The sequence below is a fragment of the Clostridium polynesiense genome (assembly GCF_000820705.1).
Taxonomy (GTDB): domain Bacteria; phylum Bacillota; class Clostridia; order Clostridiales; family Clostridiaceae; genus Clostridium_AA; species Clostridium_AA polynesiense.
In genome coordinates this window covers 1-20238 of record NZ_CCXI01000045.1, presented here as the reverse complement: position 1 = coordinate 20238, position 20238 = coordinate 1, and the positions used below count along the sequence as shown (strand labels likewise).

The following is a 20238-nucleotide window of genomic DNA, read 5'->3' as shown; positions in this document are numbered from 1 at the left end:
AAGGTTATTCTTGAGAATATTCCAAGTATCAGCGTTTTTATTTCATACCCCATGGTAGGAATATAAAGGTTTCCTATGTTTAAAACCTGTTCGTAATTTTTCATAATGTATTTATATCCTATAAATCCCACTATAGAAACCAAAGCTAAATTTTTACAAAGCTCTACCAGGCTCCTTGTAGAAAACATCCTTTTAAATCCATTTATCGGATTTATTTTTGACAGCTGGGGTTTTAACGGCTCTGACGTTAATATAAATCCCGTTTGAATATAGTTTGCAAGTACCCCAATAACCATTATAGGAAGAGCCACAGGAAGATATATAACCGCCAGCCTCCATATTATATTAAGTAAAATAACCTGCAGGTTGTTATAGTCAAGCTGCATCTTAAAATCTTGATTCATAAAATATAATAATGTATCTTTCAAAGCTCCGGTAAAATAACCGCTAACCGCAGCAAGGAGAAGAGTACTTATTAAAAGGGTAAGGGCCATATTAACCTCTTTGCTTTTAGCAACCTGCCCTTTTTTTCTTGCTTCGGACTTTTTCCTTGGGGTTGCCTCCTCAGTCTTTTCTTCCGATGCAAAAATAAATACTACAGGAATCACTTTAAATATTCCTCTTAGAAGTTCTGGAAGATAATTGAAGGCATTTATCATTTCCTTTATTATCAAAGGAAGTGCTAGGGTAAAACAGGTTAAGCCCACTAAGAGCTTTATAGGCAGACCTAATATCATGACATTTAGCTGAGGAACTGTTCGTGCCACCAGTCCAAGGGTTATATCTGTAATTATGATTATCAATACAATTGGTATTGCAATTTTCAATCCTATTATAAAATACTGAATAAATGCATTTATGGACATCATTATTGTTTCCTGAAACACCATTGAGCTTCCTACGGTTACGTACTCATAGCTTTCAACTATGAGTTTTATTAATATGTGATGGCCATCAATTAATAAAAAAATTATAAGTGCGGTCCAATACAATAATCTCTCTAATAAAGTAGAGGTACTTTTAGAATTAGGATCAAACATGCTCAGCATGGAAAGTCCCATCTGCATATCTAACAGACTTCCAGCAATTCTAATAGCCTCAAAGCATAAATTGGTGACATATCCAAGCACTAGGCCTGATATTATTTCATTTATGCAGTAAATAATGAGCATGTAATTATTTTCTATATTTATTGCTTTATTTAATAAAAATGGAGCTATAGAAAAAGCAAGCAGCAGTGAAAATATAATTTTCATATAATTAGGCGTTCCTGTTGGAAATAGAACAGGTAGTTGTATAAAAAAGCCTATAAGCCTGAAAAAAATTAATATCGTCAGTATGAAAAAAGTAACATCTATCACTTCATCACCTATTTTGTTATAGAAGCTATGATTTCAAATATTCTATTGGTAAAACCCAGCAGATTATGAAGCATCCAATTTCCAAACAGTATACCTACAACCGCAATAGCAATAAGCTTTGGAACAAAGGTTAAGGTTTGTTCTTGAATTTGGGTAGTTGCCTGAAAAATGCTTATTATTAATCCTACTAATATTGAAACTCCAAGTATTGGAGCCGCTACTAAAAGCCCTGTGGTTATAGCCTCTTTTATTACACCAATTACCATATATTCACTCATCTATCATATCTCCTTATGTAAAGCTCGCAATTAATGATTTAACCAGTAAATACCATCCGTCTACCATTACAAAAAGCAGTAATTTAAAGGGCAGTGATATTAATACCGGCGGCAGCATAAACATTCCCATAGACATCAGTACGCTGGCTACTACAAGGTCAATAATCAGGAATGGTATGTATATTAGAAAACCTATTTGAAAAGCTGTTTTAAGCTCGCTTATCGCAAAAGCAGGAACAACCACATAAAGAGGAATATCTTCCTTAGTGACCTTGTCTTCTTCCAACTTTGAAAGTTCTACAAAAAGCTTTAAATCTTTTTGTCTGGTCTGCTTAAGCATAAATTCCCTCAGAGGCTTGGACGCATATTCTGAAGCCTGCTCTTGATTTATTTCATTATTCATAAAAGGTTTTAAAGCCTTTTCATTTATCTCATTATATACCGGTGTCATTATAAAAATCGTTAAAAAGAGCGCAAGTCCTATAAGTACTTGGTTAGGAATAGACTGCTGTGTACCCATTGCCCCTTTTAAAAATGAAAAAGTAACTATTATCCTTGTAAAGGAAGTCATCATAATGATAAAAGATGGAAGCAGGGTTAAGATAGTCAGAAGGATTAACAATTTGATATTTGATACATAGTCAGCAGGTTTACTGGAACCATCTACGGAAAAATTAATTTTTGGAACTGGTATGTTTTGTGGTTCTGCGTAAACCTTCACAGCTGAAAAAGAAACTGCTGCTAATATTATAAATAATGCTAATAAGATTTTTCTTTTTTTGTTATTCATCTTGTTAATCTTCCTTTTATGCTTATTTTATTTAAGAGCTTTTTAATTTCTTCAGTATTTTCCTTAGCTTCTCGTGCTTTTTTTTCTTGAATTTCATTAAGCTCGTCTTTAGTGATTTCTTCCAGTGTGGTTATCCCCTGAGGGGAAGAACTCATAATATAACCTCTATCACCTATCTTAACCAGAAGTAATGTATTTTCCTTGGATACCTGTACCCTTTCTATAACCTTCATGTGGCTTCCATTTTGAATATTCTGAAGCTTTTTACCTCCTACCTTAAGAGATAAATATATTAGAAGTATTATAAAAGGAAGAAAAATAATTATCTTTAGTATAAATGTAAACATATCCATCTTTATCATCCTTACTGAATTATTAGCTCTGGAAAATAAACATCAACTATCTTTCCATTGGATAACTTTAAATCTATCTTTTCTTTTAATTCTTTTTTTATTGTATCTGTTCCTTTAACAGTACTAAAATCCTCTGCCTTCTTACTTCTAAGTATTGTAAGGGCAGCATCCCTTAAAATCGGTTTAGTTCTATCTAATAGCAATTCTTTTTCTAAAGCCTTATTTTTTTTATTGTAGGATATGTATATTTTTGCTTTCACATATCTTTTGGACTCTGTGTCATTTAAATTAACTAAGAAATCATCCAGTGCATAAGTAGCTTCTTCAACTGAATTTTCAGTGGGGGTTGTAGCTTTTGCAGACTTATTTGTACCAAGATACATTCCAGCAAATATTCCACCTCCCGCTATTACTATAAATAAAAGAATTATTACAGTTATAAGAAGAGGTTTGGAACTTTTTCCTTCTTTTTTACTTTTATTTTCACTCATCGCTTCTTCTCCTTTTCCGTAGCAACAATCAATATGTTAACTCTTCTATTTTTGTCTTTTCCATCCTGGGTAGCATTATCTGCAATAGGCTTGTGCTCACCATATCCCGCCGCAGTAAACCTATCAGCCTTCTGAGACTTTTCTTCTGTAAAATATCTTATTACATTAACAGATCTTGATGTAGATAAATCCCAGTTGCTATCAAACCTGCTATTTTTTATCGGTACATTGTCAGTATGTCCTTCAATGATTATCTTATTGGGAAAGGTTGTAATCAGGGAATTTATCTTCTCCAGCAAATCTTTGCTCCCTTCTCTCAGGTCAGATTTACCTGATTCAAAAAGTATATTATCCTTCATCTGTATGATAATACCTCTTTCATCTTCTTTTATCTCCACAGTGGCATCAAGTTTATTTTTATCTATAAACTCTTTTATGGTTTTATACATTCCTAGTTTTTCATTATCCATATTTTGAGGCACCGGAATGTTTTCATCGGTGTTTCCTACTATTGGAGTTTCACCGTTGTTAAGGTTATATTCTAAAATAGTATTGCCTTCCTTTCCACTAAGCACAAGCTGGAGAGCTGTGGATATTTCCTGAAGCTTTTGCTGATTTACCGTGGAAAAGGAGTATAGAAGTATAAAAAAGGTAAGCAGAAGAGTAATGGTATCAGAAAAGGTAGCCAGCCATTCATCCCCTTTTAATCCTTCCTTTTTAATATTTCTTTTTCTTCTAGACACCCTCTACCACTCCTTCACCTATATGCTGCTCCGAATATTTCTTTCTATCTGAAGGCGATAGATAACTTACAAGTTTATCTTCAACTATTCTTGGGTTAACCCCTGACTGTATCGCCAGTATTCCTTCAAGCATCATTTCTCTTATAGAAGCTTCATTTTCACTTTTAATATTCAGCTTAGCAGACATGGGATTAAAAATCAGATTGGCCATAATAGCCCCATAGTAAGTAGTTATAAGGGCTTTTGCCATACCTGATGCTATGGAAGATGGATCTGATAAGTTTGCAAGCATTTGAATTAAACCGATTAAAGTTCCTATCATACCAAAGGCTGGTGCAAATCCTCCCCATGCTTTAAGCATATTAGAACCATTTGCATGTCTTTTTTCCATTTCAGTTATTTCCAATTCCATAATATCCCTTATAGTTTCCGGTTCTATTCCGTCTACTACCATTTGAAGACCTTTTTTTAAATAATCATTATCCAGTTCCGATATATCATCCTCCAGGGAGAGCAATCCTTCTCTCCTGGCTTTCCTTGAAAGGTTAATAAATTGGGATATGGTGTCAAAGCTTGTGCTTTCAGTATCTTTAAAAGTCTTGCCCATTACTTTAAAAATATTTTTCACTTCAGTAATGCTGTAATTGATAAGCAAAGCACAGAAAGATCCGCCTATAGTGATTATCACAGAGGCTGGGTCCCAGAAGATTTTAAGGCTGGCTCCCATGGCCATTCCCCATATCAGCATTAGAGTACCAGCCACTAATCCTATGCTGGTTAATACATCATGTTTTTTCATTTTAAACGCCTCCTACAAATCAGCACTGTAAATTTTCTTTTTATATATTAATATTTTGTTTATTACTTCATCAGGAGACTCTAAAACCATATACTTTTTACCATTTATTAATGTTATTAAGGTTTCCGGAACTGTTTCAAGCTTCTCAATGTGTTCTGCATTGAGTATAAAATCCTTGTTGTTTAAAGCTTTTAACTTTATCATTTTCCCCCTCCATAGGTTGCCTGCAGAAAAAACAGTTGTTTTTCTGCAGACAATTAAATAATCCTAGAGTTATCTCTTTAAATTAATAATATCCTGTAAAATTTCATCTCCAGTGGTAATCATCTTTCCGCTGGCCTGAAAAGCTCTGTTTGTTATTATCATATCTGTGAATTGTTCAGCTAAATCTACATTGGACATTTCAAGCATTCCCTGAAGTACATCCCCATATCCCTTACTATTATCTTCACCTAAAGTGCCTACCCCGCTTCTTATAACAGGATCTCCTGAGTTTACTGACTGCTGATAAATATTTTTACCAAGCTTTGTAAGTCCCACTGAATTTTTAAATGATACTGTTGCTATCTGTCCTAAAGCAGATACTCTACCATCCTCCAGTACAGCATTGATAACACCATCTTTGCTTATGGTATAAGTTTTTACTCTCAGATACTCCTCTGTACCGGGAATCCTTACCTTCTCAGGTACCCTAAGACATTTTAGATTTCCATCGTAGGACTTTAGATCCTTAGTTCCATCTACGTAATTTAATTCACCATTTACATCTATGCTTTGAACCGGTGTACCTCCATCAGTAGTAAGTGATTCTGTGTCATAAACCTGAGTTGGTACCCCCTTAACTGCAAGCCTCTGATTTATTCCTTTATTTTCTAAGGCCCTGTTTATAGCGTTCTGAACTGCCATACTGGTTGTACCATTAGGAGATACCAAATCCATATTTATAACAATCCTTTTGTTTTCTGTATCAATATCCGCAGAAGTTTGTGTTCCTGAGGATATCTTACCTATTTGTATTTTATAGTCATTTAAAGAAGCTCCATGTTCAAAATCAAATTCAAAACCTGCAGCATTTACCTTTTCAGGTTTAGCTAAAGTGGTTCCTCCTTCAATAACTCCGGATATCATTCCTGATGAAAGAGAAAACTTACCTGAAATTTTTTGTATCTGCTTTGATACATCAGTAATTTGTCCATTTATAGCTGCTTTTAAGGTTTCCGCAGTAATTCCATCCCTTACAAAGTCTCCTTTTATAGTCATCTTTTTAGGAGTTCCTGTAAAATCTATTTTTACATCTAAAGGACTTTCATTTATGCTGTCAAATACTATTTCCATATCATTGTAATCACTGCTTGGAAATTCAAAGCTATATCCCGCTACAGTCAAGTTTCCAGGCGCTTTAGACGGGTCTGAATTAGTCACTGTCTTATCGCTTAGTTTAGGAAAATTCACTTGATTTCCTGTTACATCAGTAACCTTCTGAGTAATCCCCTTACTTTGAAGAGCTCTATTTAAGACATCCTTTAGCTGCGTACCGGTTAAAACAGAGTTTTTAAAAGGACCATTCACCTTTATCTTCTTATCTGCTGTAATCTCAGCTTCAAAACTTCCGGCATTTATATCTCCCAGTTCAACTGAATACTGATTCAGGGAATCCCCTTCACTGAATTTTATATTGAAGCCTGCAAAATTAATGCTTCCTGGTTTTTGTGCATCTGAACCACCTTTAATCCTGTCAGAATACATTCCATTTATTACTGAAGACTTTCCGGTAACGTACATTACCTGCCCTATTCCTGCAGAATTTAATGCTCTGTTTATAGCTGCTTCTAACTGTTCGCTGGTTAAAGCTCCCTCTCCAGAAAAATCACCGTTTACCGTTATTGTTTTGGTAGATTTATTCACATCAGCAGATGCAGGAGTTTGAGGTCCTACTGCTCCTATAACTACTCTATATCCATTTAGAGCTGATCCTGCTCCGAATCTAAAATTAAAGCCTCCTGTAGATACAACATTAGGGGATTTTGCAGTAGCAGGTACAGAAGTAATATCATTAGATAGTGAGTATCCTAATATTCTGTATCCATCTCCTGTTAACAGGTTTCCCTCCTCATCAAGTGTAAAGGCTCCGTCTCTTGTATACATTAACTCCATTCCTGATGTCTGAAGACTCTGAGGTATAACATTATGAGTTCCTGGCCTGTGGTTAACCTGAACAGTCCCATCTCCAAATACCTTAGGTCCTTTTGCTACCATGAAAAAGCCATCGCCGTCAATTCCGAAATCAAGATTTCTTCCTGTAGGCTGCATCATTCCCTGCTTCATAACTGTATCTATTGATGCAAGCTGTACTCCTAATCCTACCTGACTGGGATTTATTCCACCTATATTTTGTGCCGGTGCCATAGCATCACTGTAACTTTGGCTTAGCATGTCCTGAAATCTTGCTCTGGATGATTTAAAAGCTGTGGTACCTACATTAGATATATTATTACCTATTACATCAAGCTTTGTCTGATTTGCCTTCATTCCGCTAATACCGGAAAACATTCCTCTAAACATATAATTGACCTCCTGGTTTTATTCTTTTCTCTGCTTCTGTCCTTCCACAGAGTACGGCTTCCTTATATAAGGTCCAGCCTATAATATTACTAAACTATCTATATTTGTATAAACATTGTCCTTTGCTCTTTGTTTTTCTACAGCTGTAATTAAAGTTCTGTTCTCAACACTGGCTATAAATGCTATATTCTTATAAAGAATAACTGTGTTTTTGCTGCCTTTTCTTTCAGCCATGTTAAAGCCTTCATTTATTCTTTTATAATCGCTGCTGTCGAGTTGAAATGCCTTAAGTCTTTCTCCTGCATGAGCTGAAACTGTATAGGACTCATTTTTCTTAATTTCACTGTTCAGATAATTTTTAAAACTATCACTATCAGTTTTATTATTTTTATTTATCCTTTCATTCTTTACTGAATGCAATGAAGAAATCTCTTCTACAGCAAAGGGTTTTCCATTAATTATTCTGTAGCTCATACTATTTCTCAGTCCTATCATTGACTTTAGTAAGCTGCCCTAATGTAAAAGTCTTTATCTCGCCGCTGTCTTTGAGCTTTACATTTAACTTTATGAAACCTTTTTCCTTGAAAACTCCAGTTACTATACCGCTGTATTTTGTAACCTTATCTCCATCTAAAATCTCATATTCTGTTTCTTTTCCTATTAGAGAAGAAGCAGTTAAAAGAGCCATATTGCCGCTGACATTATCTAAGCTGTAATTTGGAACGTCAATGACAGTTTGAACATCCTCCTGTTTAAATTCCAATAATTTATTACTTCCATTTTCATTTACTTCTACGCTTAAAAAAACATGTGAACCCTGCCTAGTCACCGCTTTTACTATTCCGGTGTAAGGTATTCCTTGAGAATCTATAACCCTTAAAGTTACACCTTTCCCCACTAATGAATTTGACGCAAAACCTGACATTGTAGAGTTTAAATTCGTCATTTGCTCCATAGATGCAAATTGAGCCATTTGGGTTACATACTGTGTAGAATCCTTAGAATTCATTGGATCCTGATTAGATAACTCAGCGGCAAGAATTCTCAGAAAAGCATTTTTGTCCATATCGCCGCCTGGTGACATTATTAATGTACCTCTGTCTGTTGCCCTATTTCCATATGCACCTGTGACTTTTGTGTCCGCCACAATAATCCCTCCTAAACCAGCATATTTACGCTGTTACTTTCTTCAACTGAAGACAGTTGAATTTCTTCTTGAATTACAGTATCCTTTGGTCTTCCATTATGACCTGGAGCATTATTCCCATTATGCTCTGAATTCTGCTGGGCGCTGCTGTCCCTAAAATTACCTGAAAAATATGTAGTATCTTCATTATAGATATTTACTGTAACTTCCTGAATCTTTATATTTCCTTGAGCCAATAAAGACTTCATATCTGAAAGATTATTATTAAGAAGATTATAGGTTTCTTTATTAACAGCTGATAAATTTGCTTTCATTACTCCAGCTTCCATAACTAGCTTAATGGTAATAGTTCCAAGCTCCTTGGGATTAACCTTTAAAGTCAACTCCTTTAAATCTGCTCTTTGCATATACTTGATAACTTTAACTACATCCTTCACTGCATTTTCAGAACTAATCTCTTTTAAATCAATCTCCGTTATTTCACCTTTTTCCATATTCATTCTGTTAAGAAGCTTATCAAAAGTTCCGTTTTTACCGGTCTTATCTTTAGAGTTTATGATTTCCTCTAATATCTTTATCTCCTTTGACAACTGATTAGAATCCTCTTTAAAGTCACTATCACCACTGCTTTTATATTCTGAAGCATTTCTTTTATGTGAACCTTCTGAGAAGTATAATTCCTGTACAGTACCCTTTTCAGTACTTTCTACGGTATTCTTCTCAAACCTCTCACCTTCTGTTTTATCTTTGTTATTTAGATTTTTTCTCAGACGAGATAAAAGCTCAGTGATTCCAAAGGATTCTACATCCTCTTTAGTCACATTAAAAGCTTCCCTTTCAATGGAATTAATAACTTTAAATTGATCTTTAGTTAAAAGGTTTTGTATTTCAGCAGGTTCTTTAAGAACGTCCTCCAAAATATGTATTATCTTATTAATTTCAGGCTTCGATTCCTTATTTATCATCGTTTCCTGCAGACTGCCCATATTCATAATTCTTTCAAAGCTTTTTTCCGGTTTTTTTTCATAACTGCCAGGCGAGGCTATAATTTCAGGGTTCAAAACATTGATAAATACATAAAATAATTTATTTGCCAAATCTTCTTTTTCATCTTCAGAAAGGTTATCAAAAGAATTTAAAATATCTTCTAAAGAATCTAGTAATAATTCAGGCTCAACAAAATCATTTAACTTTTCCTTTAAATCATTAACTGTACTTATACTTTTATCCTGATTATTAGCTTCATTTGTGTTAACCCCCCCAGAGGAAATCTCTTTAAGGATTTTTTCGAACTTATTACTTTCCGATGGTTCTTGAACTTTCAAGGACTTTTTTCCCTGAGCTTCCGAATAATTTTTCTTTATGCTTGTAGTAATATTTATTAAATCTGAATTTCCTGCTTTCAGTTTTCTCACCTCCTTTCAGTAGATTTTCTAATAAAGGAATACAGTGCAAACTCATCGTTCATCTTCTGCTCCCTTAAATTTTCCTGCTTTATAAATTCTATGTATCTTTTATCCTTTAAAACTTCCACTGTCTTCCTGTCTATTTGTCTGTCTTTTAAATCTTCTCTGCACCTCGACAGCTGTATCTCCTTATATTCAAGTTCCTTCTCAGCCTGATCTATGGTCATAGTTAGAGCATTAAGGTAGTTCTTTTTAATCTTTTTGATGACCACAGTTTCTTTATTATCCACTCTGTTATATTTATCATAGTTAGATTGAAGTTCAGTAAGTCTTTCTTCAGCTCGGTTCTTCTCACATTGAGCATTCAGAAAATATCTTTTGCTTTCCTCTTCTCTTTCTATCCTTATATCCAGGAGCTTTTGGAGTCCAAAATTAAATTTGCTTTCCATCTTTGCCCTCTTTAATTAAACATATATTTTAGATTGTTAATAGTATCTTCAAAATCGGCAGTCTCTTTTATACCCTGAGTTAAGAAATCATTTATCACATCATAATAATCAATAGCCATATCTATTTTTTTGTTTGATCCTCTTGCATAGGCTCCAATATTTATTAAGTCTTCTGAATCCTTATAAGCTGCAAGGAGATCTCTTGCTCTTGAGGATGCCTTTTTATGCTCTTCCTCCGCTATTTCAGGCATAAGCCTACTTATACTGTTTAATACATCTATTGCAGGATAATGATTTTTATGGGCAAGTTCTCTGGATAAAACGATATGACCGTCTAATATCCCTCTAACAGCATCAGCTATGGGTTCGTTGAAGTCATCACCATCTACCAAAACTGTATAAAAAGCTGTTATAGAGCCTTTATCTGACATTCCTGATCTCTCCATAAGCCTTGGAAGCATAGCAAAAACAGAAGGTGTATAACCTTTTGTGGCAGGAGGCTCACCTATAGCAAGTCCTACTTCTCTTTGTGCCATAGCAAAACGAGTAACAGAATCCATCATCAATATGACCTTTTTGCCTTTATCTCTGAAATATTCAGCTATGGCTGTTGCAGTAAGTGCGCCTTTAATCCTTATCAATGCAGGCTTGTCTGAGGTTGCACAAACCACTACTGATTTTTTCATACCTTCAGGTCCTAAATCTTTCTCAATGAAGTCCAGTACTTCCCTGCCTCTTTCACCAATAAGAGCTATAACATTAATATCCGCTTGAGCTTCACGGGCAATCATCCCTAATGTGGTGCTCTTACCTACACCGCTCCCAGCAAAAATGCCTATTCTTTGTCCTTCTCCACAGGTGAGAAGCCCATCTATAGCTTTTATTCCTGTAGGAAGAATGCTGTTAATCCGTCTTCTTTTCATAGGATCCGGAGGTGAGGTATCTAAAGAATATACCTCATCATAGCTTAATCTTGTTCCATCCAGGGGTTCTCCAAGACCATCCAAAACCATTCCTAAAAGCTCATCTCCACACTTGACACTTAAAGGAGCTCCCTGAGGCACTACAGGACAACCAGGTCCTACTCCCCATAGCTCTCCTAAAGGCATAAGTATTATACATTCCTCTTTAAATCCAACCACTTCACACTTAATGGGATGTTTTTTCTCGTTATATATTATACAAAGTTCTCCCACAAAGCCTTTTATACCCTCAACCTCTATGGTTAAACCAATTACCTTTTTCACTATGCCTTCAAAATAAAAAGGAGAAATCTTGTCAGCTTTGTAATATAACTTTTGAAAATCCAACATTTTAATATCCCCTTTTCCTTATTAATTAAATATTTCTTTAATCTGTTCTAAGGAAATATCAATACCTACCTTTATTCTTCCATTTTCCTTTTCTATAACTGCATTCCCTTCATCCATATTCAAATCACCGATGACGAAAAAGTCAGCATTTAACGCAAGCATCTGCTTCCAGGTGTCAACCTTTTCCCTTAGGGAACTTATGTGATTAGGATTGCATTTTATAATATAGCTTTTGGATTTTTTTGATGTCTCGATAGCCTCAAAAATCAATCTATCAAGTCCCTCAGGGACTTCAAGCTTTTCTCTTATTATTGATTCAGCTATTTTTATCGATAATTCCACTATCTCTTTCTTTTTTAATGTCATGTATTCCTCGTAGGCTTCCTTAGCCGACAGCATTAGGATGTCAGCTTTTTTGATAATCACAGCAGCTTCAGTCTCAGCTTTTTCAATATTTGCTTCGTAACTGTCCTTATATCCATCCTCGTACCCATTTGCCTTACCCTGCTCATATCCTTTGTGGTAAGCTTCTTCTTCAATTCTAGATACTTCTTCGTAAGTTTGAGAAAGCATTTTTTCACTATCTTCTTTTGCTTTTTGTATAATTACTTGGGCAAGCCTCTCATAATTTTCAAGGTCGCTGTATTTTACAGTGTTTTCTTTTGCTTCATTTTTTACTTCTACCACTATTTCATCAGTGGTTATCACTATCTTGCCTTGATCCACTGCACTGCCAGCTTTAATTACATTCATGTTATACGATGATTGCATCTTCTCCACCCCTTGAAATTACAATTTCTCCGGTTTCATCCAGCCTTCTTATAATTCCCACTATCTTCTGCTGTGCTTTTTCTACATCTATAAGCCTTACTGGTCCTAAGAATTCCATATCTTCTTTCAGGGATGCAGCTGCACGCTTTGATTGATTCCTAAATATTGCAGAAGCCACCTCTTCAGAGGCACCTTTAAGGGCAAGTGCAAGTTCCTTGATTTCAACTTCTCTAAGTATTCTCTGAATAGATACATCATCCAAAGTAATAACATCTTCAAATACAAACATGCTGCTTTTAACCTTTTCTGCAAGTTCTGCGTCTTCTCTCTCAAGGCTTTCAGTAATATTCCTTTCAGTAGTTCTATCTACCTGGTTAAGTATTCCCACTAAGGATTCAACTCCTCCAAGCTTTGTTACTTCAGACCTCACAACAGATGACAGCTTACCTTCCAATACCTTTTCTATTTCCTTTATTACCATGGGAGAAGTGTTATTCATAGTAGCAATCCTATATGCTACCTCACTTTGAGTTTCTTCCGGAAGCGAAGACAGCACCGCTGCAGCTTTATCCGGCTGTAGGTAGCATAAAAGCAGTGAAATTGTCTGAGGATGCTCACTGGATATTACATTTAAAAGTTGAGTTGGATCTGCTTTACGTGCTATTGAAAATGGTCTGTACTGCTGTGTGGCTTCAGATACCTTGTTCAATATTTCCTGTGCCCGCTGGGATCCTAAAGCTTTAGACAGAAGATTTTTTGCATAATCCATTCCGCCTTCTATAAGAAAATCTTTAGCTTTATTCATCTCCAGAAATTCCTTTAATATTTCTTCTCTCTGGGAGGCAGAAACAGATGTGATATTTGCTATTTCATATGTAATTTTTTGTATATCATTTTCAGGAAGCTTCTTTATGATGCCTGAGGCAGCATCAGGACCAAGGGTAATAAACAAAATAGCTGCTTTCTGAACTCCTGTTAATTTATTATCTCTTGGCATTTTATCACCTCTCATCCTCTGTCAGCCATGCTCTGATAATGTCAGCTACCTGTTCAGGTTTTTCTTTCGCATAGCCTTTTATTTCTTTTTCAAGATGAGTTTTTTCATTCTCCTCTTCAAGAGTAATAGGCTTAAAATCTTCAGGATTCTTAGGAGCTATTTCATCGCCTATTACTACATCCAAAGCTCCGCCTTCTATGTAGTCATCTTCTCTATTTCTTCTAAATACCTTTATTAAAATTACTGCTATGGTAATTAAAGCTATAATCCCTAGAACTATTAAAGCAACAGACTTATATAAGGCCATTTTCTTTGCTTTTTCAGCCTGATTCTGCATTTCTTCAAGCTCTTTAGCTATTAACGCCTTTTGGGAAGGATCAAAATTCATACCTACAACGGTTATTTCATCTCCTCTATCAGCTTTAAATCCTAAAGCATTTGAAACTGTGTTCTTTAAATCCCCCTGAGACTGAGGATCAAGATTTCCATCCACTATCACTGAAGCCGTCAGTCTCTTCACTTCACCGGGAGCACTCAGAGTCCTAGTTTCAGTTTTCCCTACCTCGTAGTTAACCTTATGTTCTTCTTTGCTGCTGTTATTTGTTCCCGTAGTATTGTTTCCTATTGTATTTCCCATTTGGTTGTCTACAGGACTTTGAGAGGTTCTGTTGCCTGCATTGTTGTTAATTTCTTTTATAGAATGTTCGCTTATTTCCACTTTATTAGGATCTACAACTATCTGGGTCTTTTGCTTTGAATCAAAATCTAAATCAGCATTTACCTTTACTTTTACCTTTCCTTTACCTAATACACTCTCCAGCATTTCCATAACATTATTTTCAAGTTTTCTTTCAAAATCTTTTTCAATTTCCTGCTGCTTTTCTACACTGGTAGAGGAAGCTATCTCTTTGCCTTCACTGTCAAATATTCCCCTTGAAAGCAAATTCATTCTGTGGTCTATAATTTCAACATTTTCTTTAGGTATGTTCTCAGTACTTCCAGATACCAGTGCTATGATAGATTTAACCTGTTCCTGGTTTAAATCTTCATTTTGCTTAAGCTGTATATATACTGCAGCTCTTCCAGGAGTATTATCTTTAACGAATACTGAGTCTTTACTAGGTGTTATATGTACTCTTGCGTTTTCAATCTGCGGGAAGCTTTTTATAGTTCTTTCAATTTCTCCCTGGAGCATCCTTAGCTTTTTAATCTTAAATTCTTCATCTGTCATTCCAAAGGACTTGCTCTCGTCCATAATCTCATATCCCTTACTTCCGTTAGTAAGTTCTGTTGCCAGTTCCAATCTAAGTTCATCCACCTTATCTTTTGGAACATATATAGAATTCCCCTTTACTTTGGAAGTGATTTTCTTTTCCTTCAACTGCTCTGTTACCACTTGAGCATCCTTAGGGTCTAGGTTTGAGAATAAAAGTCCATATTTATCTGAAGTTGAATATATAATAAATGATATAACTGCAATAATAACAGCAAGTGTAGATATAATTAAAGCTATTTTAGCTCCTCGTCTCATACTTTGAAATTTATCTTTAAGCTTTTGAAAGCTTTCCGACAGCTTATTCATCTAATGCACTCCTTATCTATCTCTAAAACTACAACTGCAGTCTGTTAATCTCCTGATATGCTTCTACAAGCTTATTCCTTACCTGTACAGCAAGCTGCAGGGATAGTTTTGCTTCTTCTGTAGTGAGCATAACCTGATGAATACTAATGTCCTCACCTTTTATAAAACTCTCCGTAGCCTTCTCAGCAGTAATTTGATGATTATTAACTTCATTGAGTTTCTCTCTTAAGGTATCACCAAAATTCAAAGTTTTTTGTTTTTCATCTTTATCTATATTTTGAAATATTTTCATATCAGGCACAAAATTATTTATTTTCATATTATTTCACTCCTATCTGCCTATCTCTAATGCTTTTGCAAACATACTTTTTTGAGAATTTAATGTATCTACATTTGCTTCATATGCTCTGGAGGCAGCTATCATGTCCGCCATCTCATTAAGCATATTTACGTTAGGCATGGTTACAAAACCTTCTGCATCTGCATCAGGATGGGAAGGATCGAATACCTTTCTAAGAGGAGATTCATCTTCTACTATTTCTACAGCTTTTACCCCTCTCATTCCTAATTCCTTATTAAGATTTTCTTCAAACACAGCAATTTTTCTTACATATGCCTTTCCGTCTTTTCCCCTTGTTGTATTAGCATTAGTTATGTTAGAAACTATTGTATCCATTCTTAATCTTTCAGCAGATAGACCGCTGGCACTTATTCTCATTCCATTAAACGCACTCATTTTTTATTTACCTCCCGCCGCCAGTAATAACATATCTTGTATTGGAAAGCCTGCTGTTAGCTTGCGTAATCAACGCATTATACATCAAGGTATTAGCAGCCTGGTTTGCTTTTTCTAAGTCTAAATCCACATTGTTGCCATCTTCCCTCATACTGCTTGAAGTATCCTTTTCAATTTTTATTTCGCCATAAGCTTGTCCATTTTCATTCATATGCTTTTCATTTGTTAATTTGAGATCTAAATCCGATTTGGATTTAAGGGTTTCTTCGAAGGAAACACTGTATCGCTTGTAATCTTTAGTGTTTATATTAGACATGTTTTGTGAAGTAATTCTCCCCCTAAGTTCAGAGGCATCTAGTCCTCGTTTAATAAGGTCATAATCATTAGATTTTTGGATATTGTTAACCGACATCATCTTAACCCCTTTTTCGATTTTATTTTCACCCTAAATTATGAACTGTTAACTTTTTATTTAATATTACATTTTTTATGTTTAATTAAATATATTGTTTAATTATGTATTTTCTTTAAAATTATACCTATAATTATAATCTATAACATATAAATTTTCTACATTTATTTTATTATTTGGCAGTTTATTCGTGTATTTAGTATTTTATACGACTATTAAAGCAATCTATATAAATATATCTGAATAGAAAGATGTAAAAATGTAAACAATATAAAAATAATGATACATTTTTTTGAATAATCTGTTACATAATTACCCTATAACCATTCTAATACAATTTAATAAATTTTTAAATAGATTTTAATAAATTATTATAATTTTTTTCTATAATTAGTGATTAGACCTAATAAATCACTATTTATACTACTATTTTCTAATGTTTTCTAAATTATAACAACAGGAGGAATAATATGTCATCGAAGAGCAGAGAAACAAAAAATAACAGAAAAGAAGACAGTAACTTTCATAAAAAGCATATAAATCATGATCCTCGAACTGAAAGTGCTAAAGCTGTATTTAGTATACCGAAGGGAAAGGAAGGTTAAACAAGTTATGAAAAGCCTCAAGGTAAACTAGAACATACCTTGAGGCTTTTTTTATTTCATTCTTTCTAATACTCTTAATATATCCTGTGGAAATCTATTTGACTGGGCTATCATTGCTAAAGCTGATTCAATCAAAATCCCATTACTTGCGTAATTCATCATTTCTTCTGCCATATCTGTATCCCTGATGCTGCTTTCAGCTCTTGATATGGAAAATGAAGTTTCTCCCATAGCATCGTTAAGACTTTCCAGTTTATTCTGAAGTGCACCGTATTTTCCTCTTATACTTATTACACTGTCAGTTACATCTTTTATTATGTTTAAAGCCGTTTCCACTCCTCCTGGCTTAGTTACATCTAACTCTTTTAAGGAGTATGTCCCAGTAGAATCCTTTAAATTTTCAATAGTTAAATTATACATAGGAATTTCTATTTTTTCCCCTACATTTGCCCCGGAAACGGTATTAACATATGTTGGGTTAGAATTATCAATTACTTTATCGTTATATAATAGCTTCACTCCATTAAATTCTGTGCCTCTTGCAGTATAATCTATATGCTGCTTCATTGCTTCTATTTCCTGCTGTATAACTATCTTATCAACCTCTTCATTTATCCCGCCTGCCTGGATGGTTAATTCTTTTATCCTGTGTAACACTGCGTTTATACTAGCTAGTCCTCCGTCCACGGTCTGAATCATTCCTGCAGAGTCCTGAAGATTTTTTCTTGCCATATCCAATCCTCTAATTTGTATTCTAAGCATTTCACTCTGACCTATTGCATTGGGATTGTCCTTTGAACTAACAAGCTTTTGTCCTGTAGTGAGCTTAGAAAGAGCATTGCTTTGAAGTTTTATCTTTTTAGAATAATTATTGTAGATGCCTAAAGACATCATATTATGATTTAATCTCATATATTCCACTCCAATTATCTTTATTACTTATTTTATCGTAATATATACATTATTCTTTAACACCATATCATTCTATAATCCTATAATTTGTAATCACGTTATAGTCATACTGATTAATTTGATGTATATTTTAAATCTTTTCACATATAATTAAATATTCCCTTGTCATATATTCCAGTTTCATTTGAGGCTCTGAAATATTTGCAAAATAATCTATTATTTTTTTGCTTTCAGGAGATATCTCTGAAATTACCCTTTCCATTGTAATTTTAAAATTATTTATACGGGCAAATAATTCCTTTATTTCATTAAAATTATAAAATCTGTAAGGTTTCCTTATAGCATTTATGCTTCCTTTTAAGCTCTTGATTATTTCTATAAAATAATTTGAATTTTTTATGGTTATTAATATCTTTCCCTCTTTATTTAAATACTTTGATAAGGACATCAATGCAATCTCAGCATTTATGGAATATTCTATTTTATCTGTTAGGATAATATAATCAAAATAGTTTTCCGGATAATTCAAATCTTCATCAATTAAAGCTTTTTTTATATCAATAAATTTATCAGCTATTCCTGACACCGCTTCATTATCCTCTACTCCTGAAATTTCAGCCTCTTTAAATAAATATTTAATTCTATATAGGGTTGCACCAGTACCGCATCCAATATGTAGTACTTTTGGACTTCTTATTCCATTATAAATCTTTTTAATTAAAGGAAGATTAACATAGGAGTTTTCCACTGAATCAAATCCCCATTTATTAATAAACCTTGCAGTGTTTTCTGCAATTATTCTGTTAAACGCACCAGAATTATCATTAAATGATACACTTCCGTAATGATGAATAAATGTATCATTACACTGCATAAGTCTATATCCCTTCAATTGAATCCTATAACCTAAATCATCATCTTCAAAATTTCCCGGAAAGAAATCTTCATCCAACAACCCCACTTCATTCAATACAGATCTTTTTATTAACATACAATATCCTATCAGCCTTACCTTTTGCTCCCACTTTTCTGGATTTGAAATATTAACCTTTTCAGCAAAAGAAATCATTTCTTCTGTTGATTTATAATCTGTCTTAATGGATTGATAGTTTGAACAACTATTTGTAATACTTCCTACCGCCCCTATGTTATCATTGCTGTATAAACATGTTTTTAAATTATCTAACCATCTGGGAGTAACTATAGTATCATTATTTAACAAAAGAATATCATTATCCCTTAAAGCCGCTTTAATACCTGTATTACACCCTCCTGGAAACCCTAAATTTTTATCATTGAATATTATTCTAATATCCTTTTGATTTTTAAGCCATTCTCTGGTACCATCTGTAGAGTTATTATCAACTATTACAATCTCATAGGCATCTTTAGGGGTATATTTTTTAATACTATCAATACATTGTTTCGTATACTCCAGTTTATTATAGGTAAGTATAATAATGCTTACACACCTTTTAATTTCTAAAGTATTTGTATTACAAAGATATTTTTGTAGATTACCTAGGACAGCATCTATGCAAGTACTTAGTTCTTTATCTTCAGAATAGCTTTTAGACTTCAAATAATAGTCGTATGCTTTATTAAATTCTCCTCTGCTTTCGTAAACATACGCTAAATTAAACAACAATTCTGAATTATAAGCTTCTTTTTGCAAACCTTTCAGAAGAACAATTTCCGCTTCATCTGATTTATTCAGCATTATCAGTATAACAGACTTAATTGAAAGTGCTTCAATGTCATTTGCAAAAATACTATCATAACTTTCCATCAAAGCTTCTGCTTCTACTAGTCTTTTTGAGTTTATAAGCTCTTTAATTTCTTTCTTTTTATTAGTTATAAACAATTCACTATTCACTATTCAATTCTCCTTCAACGAATCATAATTACTTCAGCAAAGCTTATTATTTTCAATAATCATTTTTTATTATTTACTATTATTGAATCTATTTAAGAAGTTCTTTTACCCTATTTCTATCTCCGAATAATATAATATTTTTTTAAACACTCTTTTCCTTCTTCATCATAATTGAAATTCATTAAAAGAGAATACTTTAATATCATTAAATCAAAATCAAATTTTACTATAGACAATGCTTCTTCAAGGGTATTGTACGCCTCTTGAAACCGCTGGAGTTTAATTAGATTATCTATATTTATAATTAGTTCTGGAATTAATCCTTTAATGTTGTTATCCCTAGTTTCTTCAATATCCTCCATCAAGAGATTTATATACTGTACATAGCTTTTGTTTATATTCAAGAGATCTTTAAGTCCCTTAATAAATCTTAAAGAATTTTCGTATTTATCCTCCATTACATATTTTAAATTCAGCAGATATCTGTCCTCTTCCTGGAGCATATGCTCATTATCCTCCAATATTATGCTATTGAAAGAGTTAATAAGAAAATAATATTTTTCGGCAATAAAGCTTAAAAACATTTCTTTTTTCAAATTTTCCGGTAGATTACCGCATAATAACAAAGCTTTCTCTATAACCAATCTCACAGCTG

Annotated in this window: 23 protein-coding genes and 1 pseudogene; 1 reads left to right on the top strand and 23 read right to left on the bottom strand. The window is 33.8% G+C overall.

The genetic code is table 11. The features are described from left to right. The 20 genes from fliR to flgB form a co-directional block, all read right to left on the bottom strand. Positions 1–1361: flagellar biosynthetic protein FliR (gene fliR, locus TA89_RS04580; protein ID WP_040211250.1), on the bottom strand; the 1361-nt coding region annotated here is incomplete at its 3' end. Positions 1362–1369: 8 nt separating this feature from the next. Further along, a complete protein-coding gene (fliQ, locus tag TA89_RS04575) occupies positions 1370–1639 on the bottom strand; it encodes a flagellar biosynthesis protein FliQ (RefSeq protein WP_040211249.1) in 270 nt (89 codons plus the stop codon). Between the two features lie 13 nt (positions 1640–1652). Then, complete coding sequence (gene fliP / locus TA89_RS04570) at positions 1653–2429, bottom strand: flagellar type III secretion system pore protein FliP (RefSeq protein ID WP_040211247.1); 777 nt, start codon at positions 2427–2429, stop codon at positions 1653–1655. After that, the gene (gene fliO, locus TA89_RS04565) at positions 2426–2782 is read right to left on the bottom strand and encodes a flagellar biosynthetic protein FliO (RefSeq protein WP_040211246.1); all 357 of its coding nucleotides are present in this window, start codon (positions 2780–2782) and stop codon (positions 2426–2428) included. Before fliO ends, fliP begins: the two co-directional genes overlap by 4 nt. Positions 2783–2793: 11 nt before the next feature. Further along, the gene (locus tag TA89_RS04560) at positions 2794–3273 is read right to left on the bottom strand and encodes a flagellar basal body-associated FliL family protein (RefSeq protein WP_040211245.1); all 480 of its coding nucleotides are present in this window, start codon (positions 3271–3273) and stop codon (positions 2794–2796) included. Continuing rightward, a complete protein-coding gene (locus tag TA89_RS04555; RefSeq protein WP_040211243.1) occupies positions 3270–4016 on the bottom strand; it encodes an OmpA/MotB family protein in 747 nt (248 codons plus the stop codon). The genes TA89_RS04560 and TA89_RS04555 overlap by 4 nt, the downstream gene beginning before the upstream one ends. Further along, positions 4009–4815 (bottom strand): motility protein A, encoded by an 807-nt coding sequence (locus tag TA89_RS04550; protein WP_040211240.1) that lies wholly within the window; start codon positions 4813–4815, stop codon positions 4009–4011. Before TA89_RS04550 ends, TA89_RS04555 begins: the two co-directional genes overlap by 8 nt. Before the next feature lie 12 nt (positions 4816–4827). Beyond that, positions 4828–5019: a flagellar FlbD family protein gene (locus TA89_RS04545; protein WP_040211238.1), complete on the bottom strand. Its 192-nt coding sequence runs from the start codon at positions 5017–5019 to the stop codon at positions 4828–4830. A 69-nt stretch (positions 5020–5088) separates the two neighbouring features. Then, a complete protein-coding gene (locus TA89_RS04540) occupies positions 5089–7377 on the bottom strand; it encodes a flagellar hook-basal body complex protein (RefSeq protein ID WP_040211236.1) in 2289 nt (762 codons plus the stop codon). A 78-nt stretch (positions 7378–7455) separates the two neighbouring features. Next, positions 7456–7872, bottom strand: a complete 417-nt coding sequence (locus TA89_RS04535; protein ID WP_242850076.1) for a TIGR02530 family flagellar biosynthesis protein — start codon at positions 7870–7872, stop codon at positions 7456–7458. After that, positions 7853–8524, bottom strand: coding sequence for a flagellar hook assembly protein FlgD (locus TA89_RS04530; protein ID WP_040211231.1), 672 nt, complete (start codon positions 8522–8524; stop codon positions 7853–7855). Before TA89_RS04530 ends, TA89_RS04535 begins: the two co-directional genes overlap by 20 nt. 11 nt (positions 8525–8535) lie before the next feature. Beyond that, on the bottom strand, positions 8536–9939 hold the full coding sequence (locus tag TA89_RS17625; protein ID WP_052447323.1) for a flagellar hook-length control protein FliK: 1404 nt from the start codon (positions 9937–9939) through the stop codon (positions 8536–8538). Then, on the bottom strand, positions 9936–10379 hold the full coding sequence (fliJ, locus tag TA89_RS04520) for a flagellar export protein FliJ (RefSeq protein WP_040211230.1): 444 nt from the start codon (positions 10377–10379) through the stop codon (positions 9936–9938). The genes TA89_RS17625 and fliJ overlap by 4 nt, the downstream gene beginning before the upstream one ends. Before the next feature lie 11 nt (positions 10380–10390). Next, positions 10391–11692: a flagellar protein export ATPase FliI gene (gene fliI, locus TA89_RS04515; RefSeq protein ID WP_040211228.1), complete on the bottom strand. Its 1302-nt coding sequence runs from the start codon at positions 11690–11692 to the stop codon at positions 10391–10393. A gap of 21 nt (positions 11693–11713) precedes the next feature. Further along, on the bottom strand, positions 11714–12463 hold the full coding sequence (locus TA89_RS04510) for a FliH/SctL family protein (RefSeq protein WP_040211224.1): 750 nt from the start codon (positions 12461–12463) through the stop codon (positions 11714–11716). Beyond that, a complete protein-coding gene (fliG, locus tag TA89_RS04505) occupies positions 12447–13460 on the bottom strand; it encodes a flagellar motor switch protein FliG (protein WP_040211222.1) in 1014 nt (337 codons plus the stop codon). The genes TA89_RS04510 and fliG overlap by 17 nt, the downstream gene beginning before the upstream one ends. 4 nt (positions 13461–13464) lie before the next feature. After that, on the bottom strand, positions 13465–15042 hold the full coding sequence (gene fliF, locus TA89_RS04500) for a flagellar basal-body MS-ring/collar protein FliF (RefSeq protein WP_040211220.1): 1578 nt from the start codon (positions 15040–15042) through the stop codon (positions 13465–13467). Between the two features lie 28 nt (positions 15043–15070). Beyond that, positions 15071–15361, bottom strand: coding sequence for a flagellar hook-basal body complex protein FliE (fliE, locus tag TA89_RS04495; protein ID WP_040211218.1), 291 nt, complete (start codon positions 15359–15361; stop codon positions 15071–15073). Between the two features lie 12 nt (positions 15362–15373). Continuing rightward, complete coding sequence (gene flgC, locus TA89_RS04490) at positions 15374–15778, bottom strand: flagellar basal body rod protein FlgC (RefSeq protein WP_040211216.1); 405 nt, start codon at positions 15776–15778, stop codon at positions 15374–15376. A 7-nt stretch (positions 15779–15785) separates the two neighbouring features. Beyond that, positions 15786–16190: a flagellar basal body rod protein FlgB gene (gene flgB / locus TA89_RS04485; RefSeq protein ID WP_040211215.1), complete on the bottom strand. Its 405-nt coding sequence runs from the start codon at positions 16188–16190 to the stop codon at positions 15786–15788. 470 nt (positions 16191–16660) lie between these two features. Here flgB and TA89_RS19015 point away from each other — a divergent pair, with 470 nt between their 5' ends. Beyond that, positions 16661–16795, top strand: coding sequence for a CPC_1213 family protein (locus TA89_RS19015; protein ID WP_278246206.1), 135 nt, complete (start codon positions 16661–16663; stop codon positions 16793–16795). 51 nt (positions 16796–16846) lie between these two features. Here TA89_RS19015 and TA89_RS04480 read toward each other — a convergent pair whose 3' ends face one another. The 3 genes and pseudogenes from TA89_RS04480 to TA89_RS18520 all read right to left on the bottom strand — a co-directional run. Next, a complete protein-coding gene (locus TA89_RS04480) occupies positions 16847–17707 on the bottom strand; it encodes a flagellin N-terminal helical domain-containing protein (RefSeq protein WP_040211213.1) in 861 nt (286 codons plus the stop codon). A gap of 130 nt (positions 17708–17837) precedes the next feature. Continuing rightward, positions 17838–19583 carry a glycosyltransferase gene (locus TA89_RS04475; protein ID WP_082023848.1) on the bottom strand — a complete coding sequence of 582 codons (1746 nt, stop codon included), beginning with the start codon at positions 19581–19583 and terminating at the stop codon, positions 17838–17840. Between the two features lie 116 nt (positions 19584–19699). Beyond that, positions 19700–20238, bottom strand: a pseudogene (locus TA89_RS18520) (glycosyltransferase family 2 protein); the annotation flags it as partial.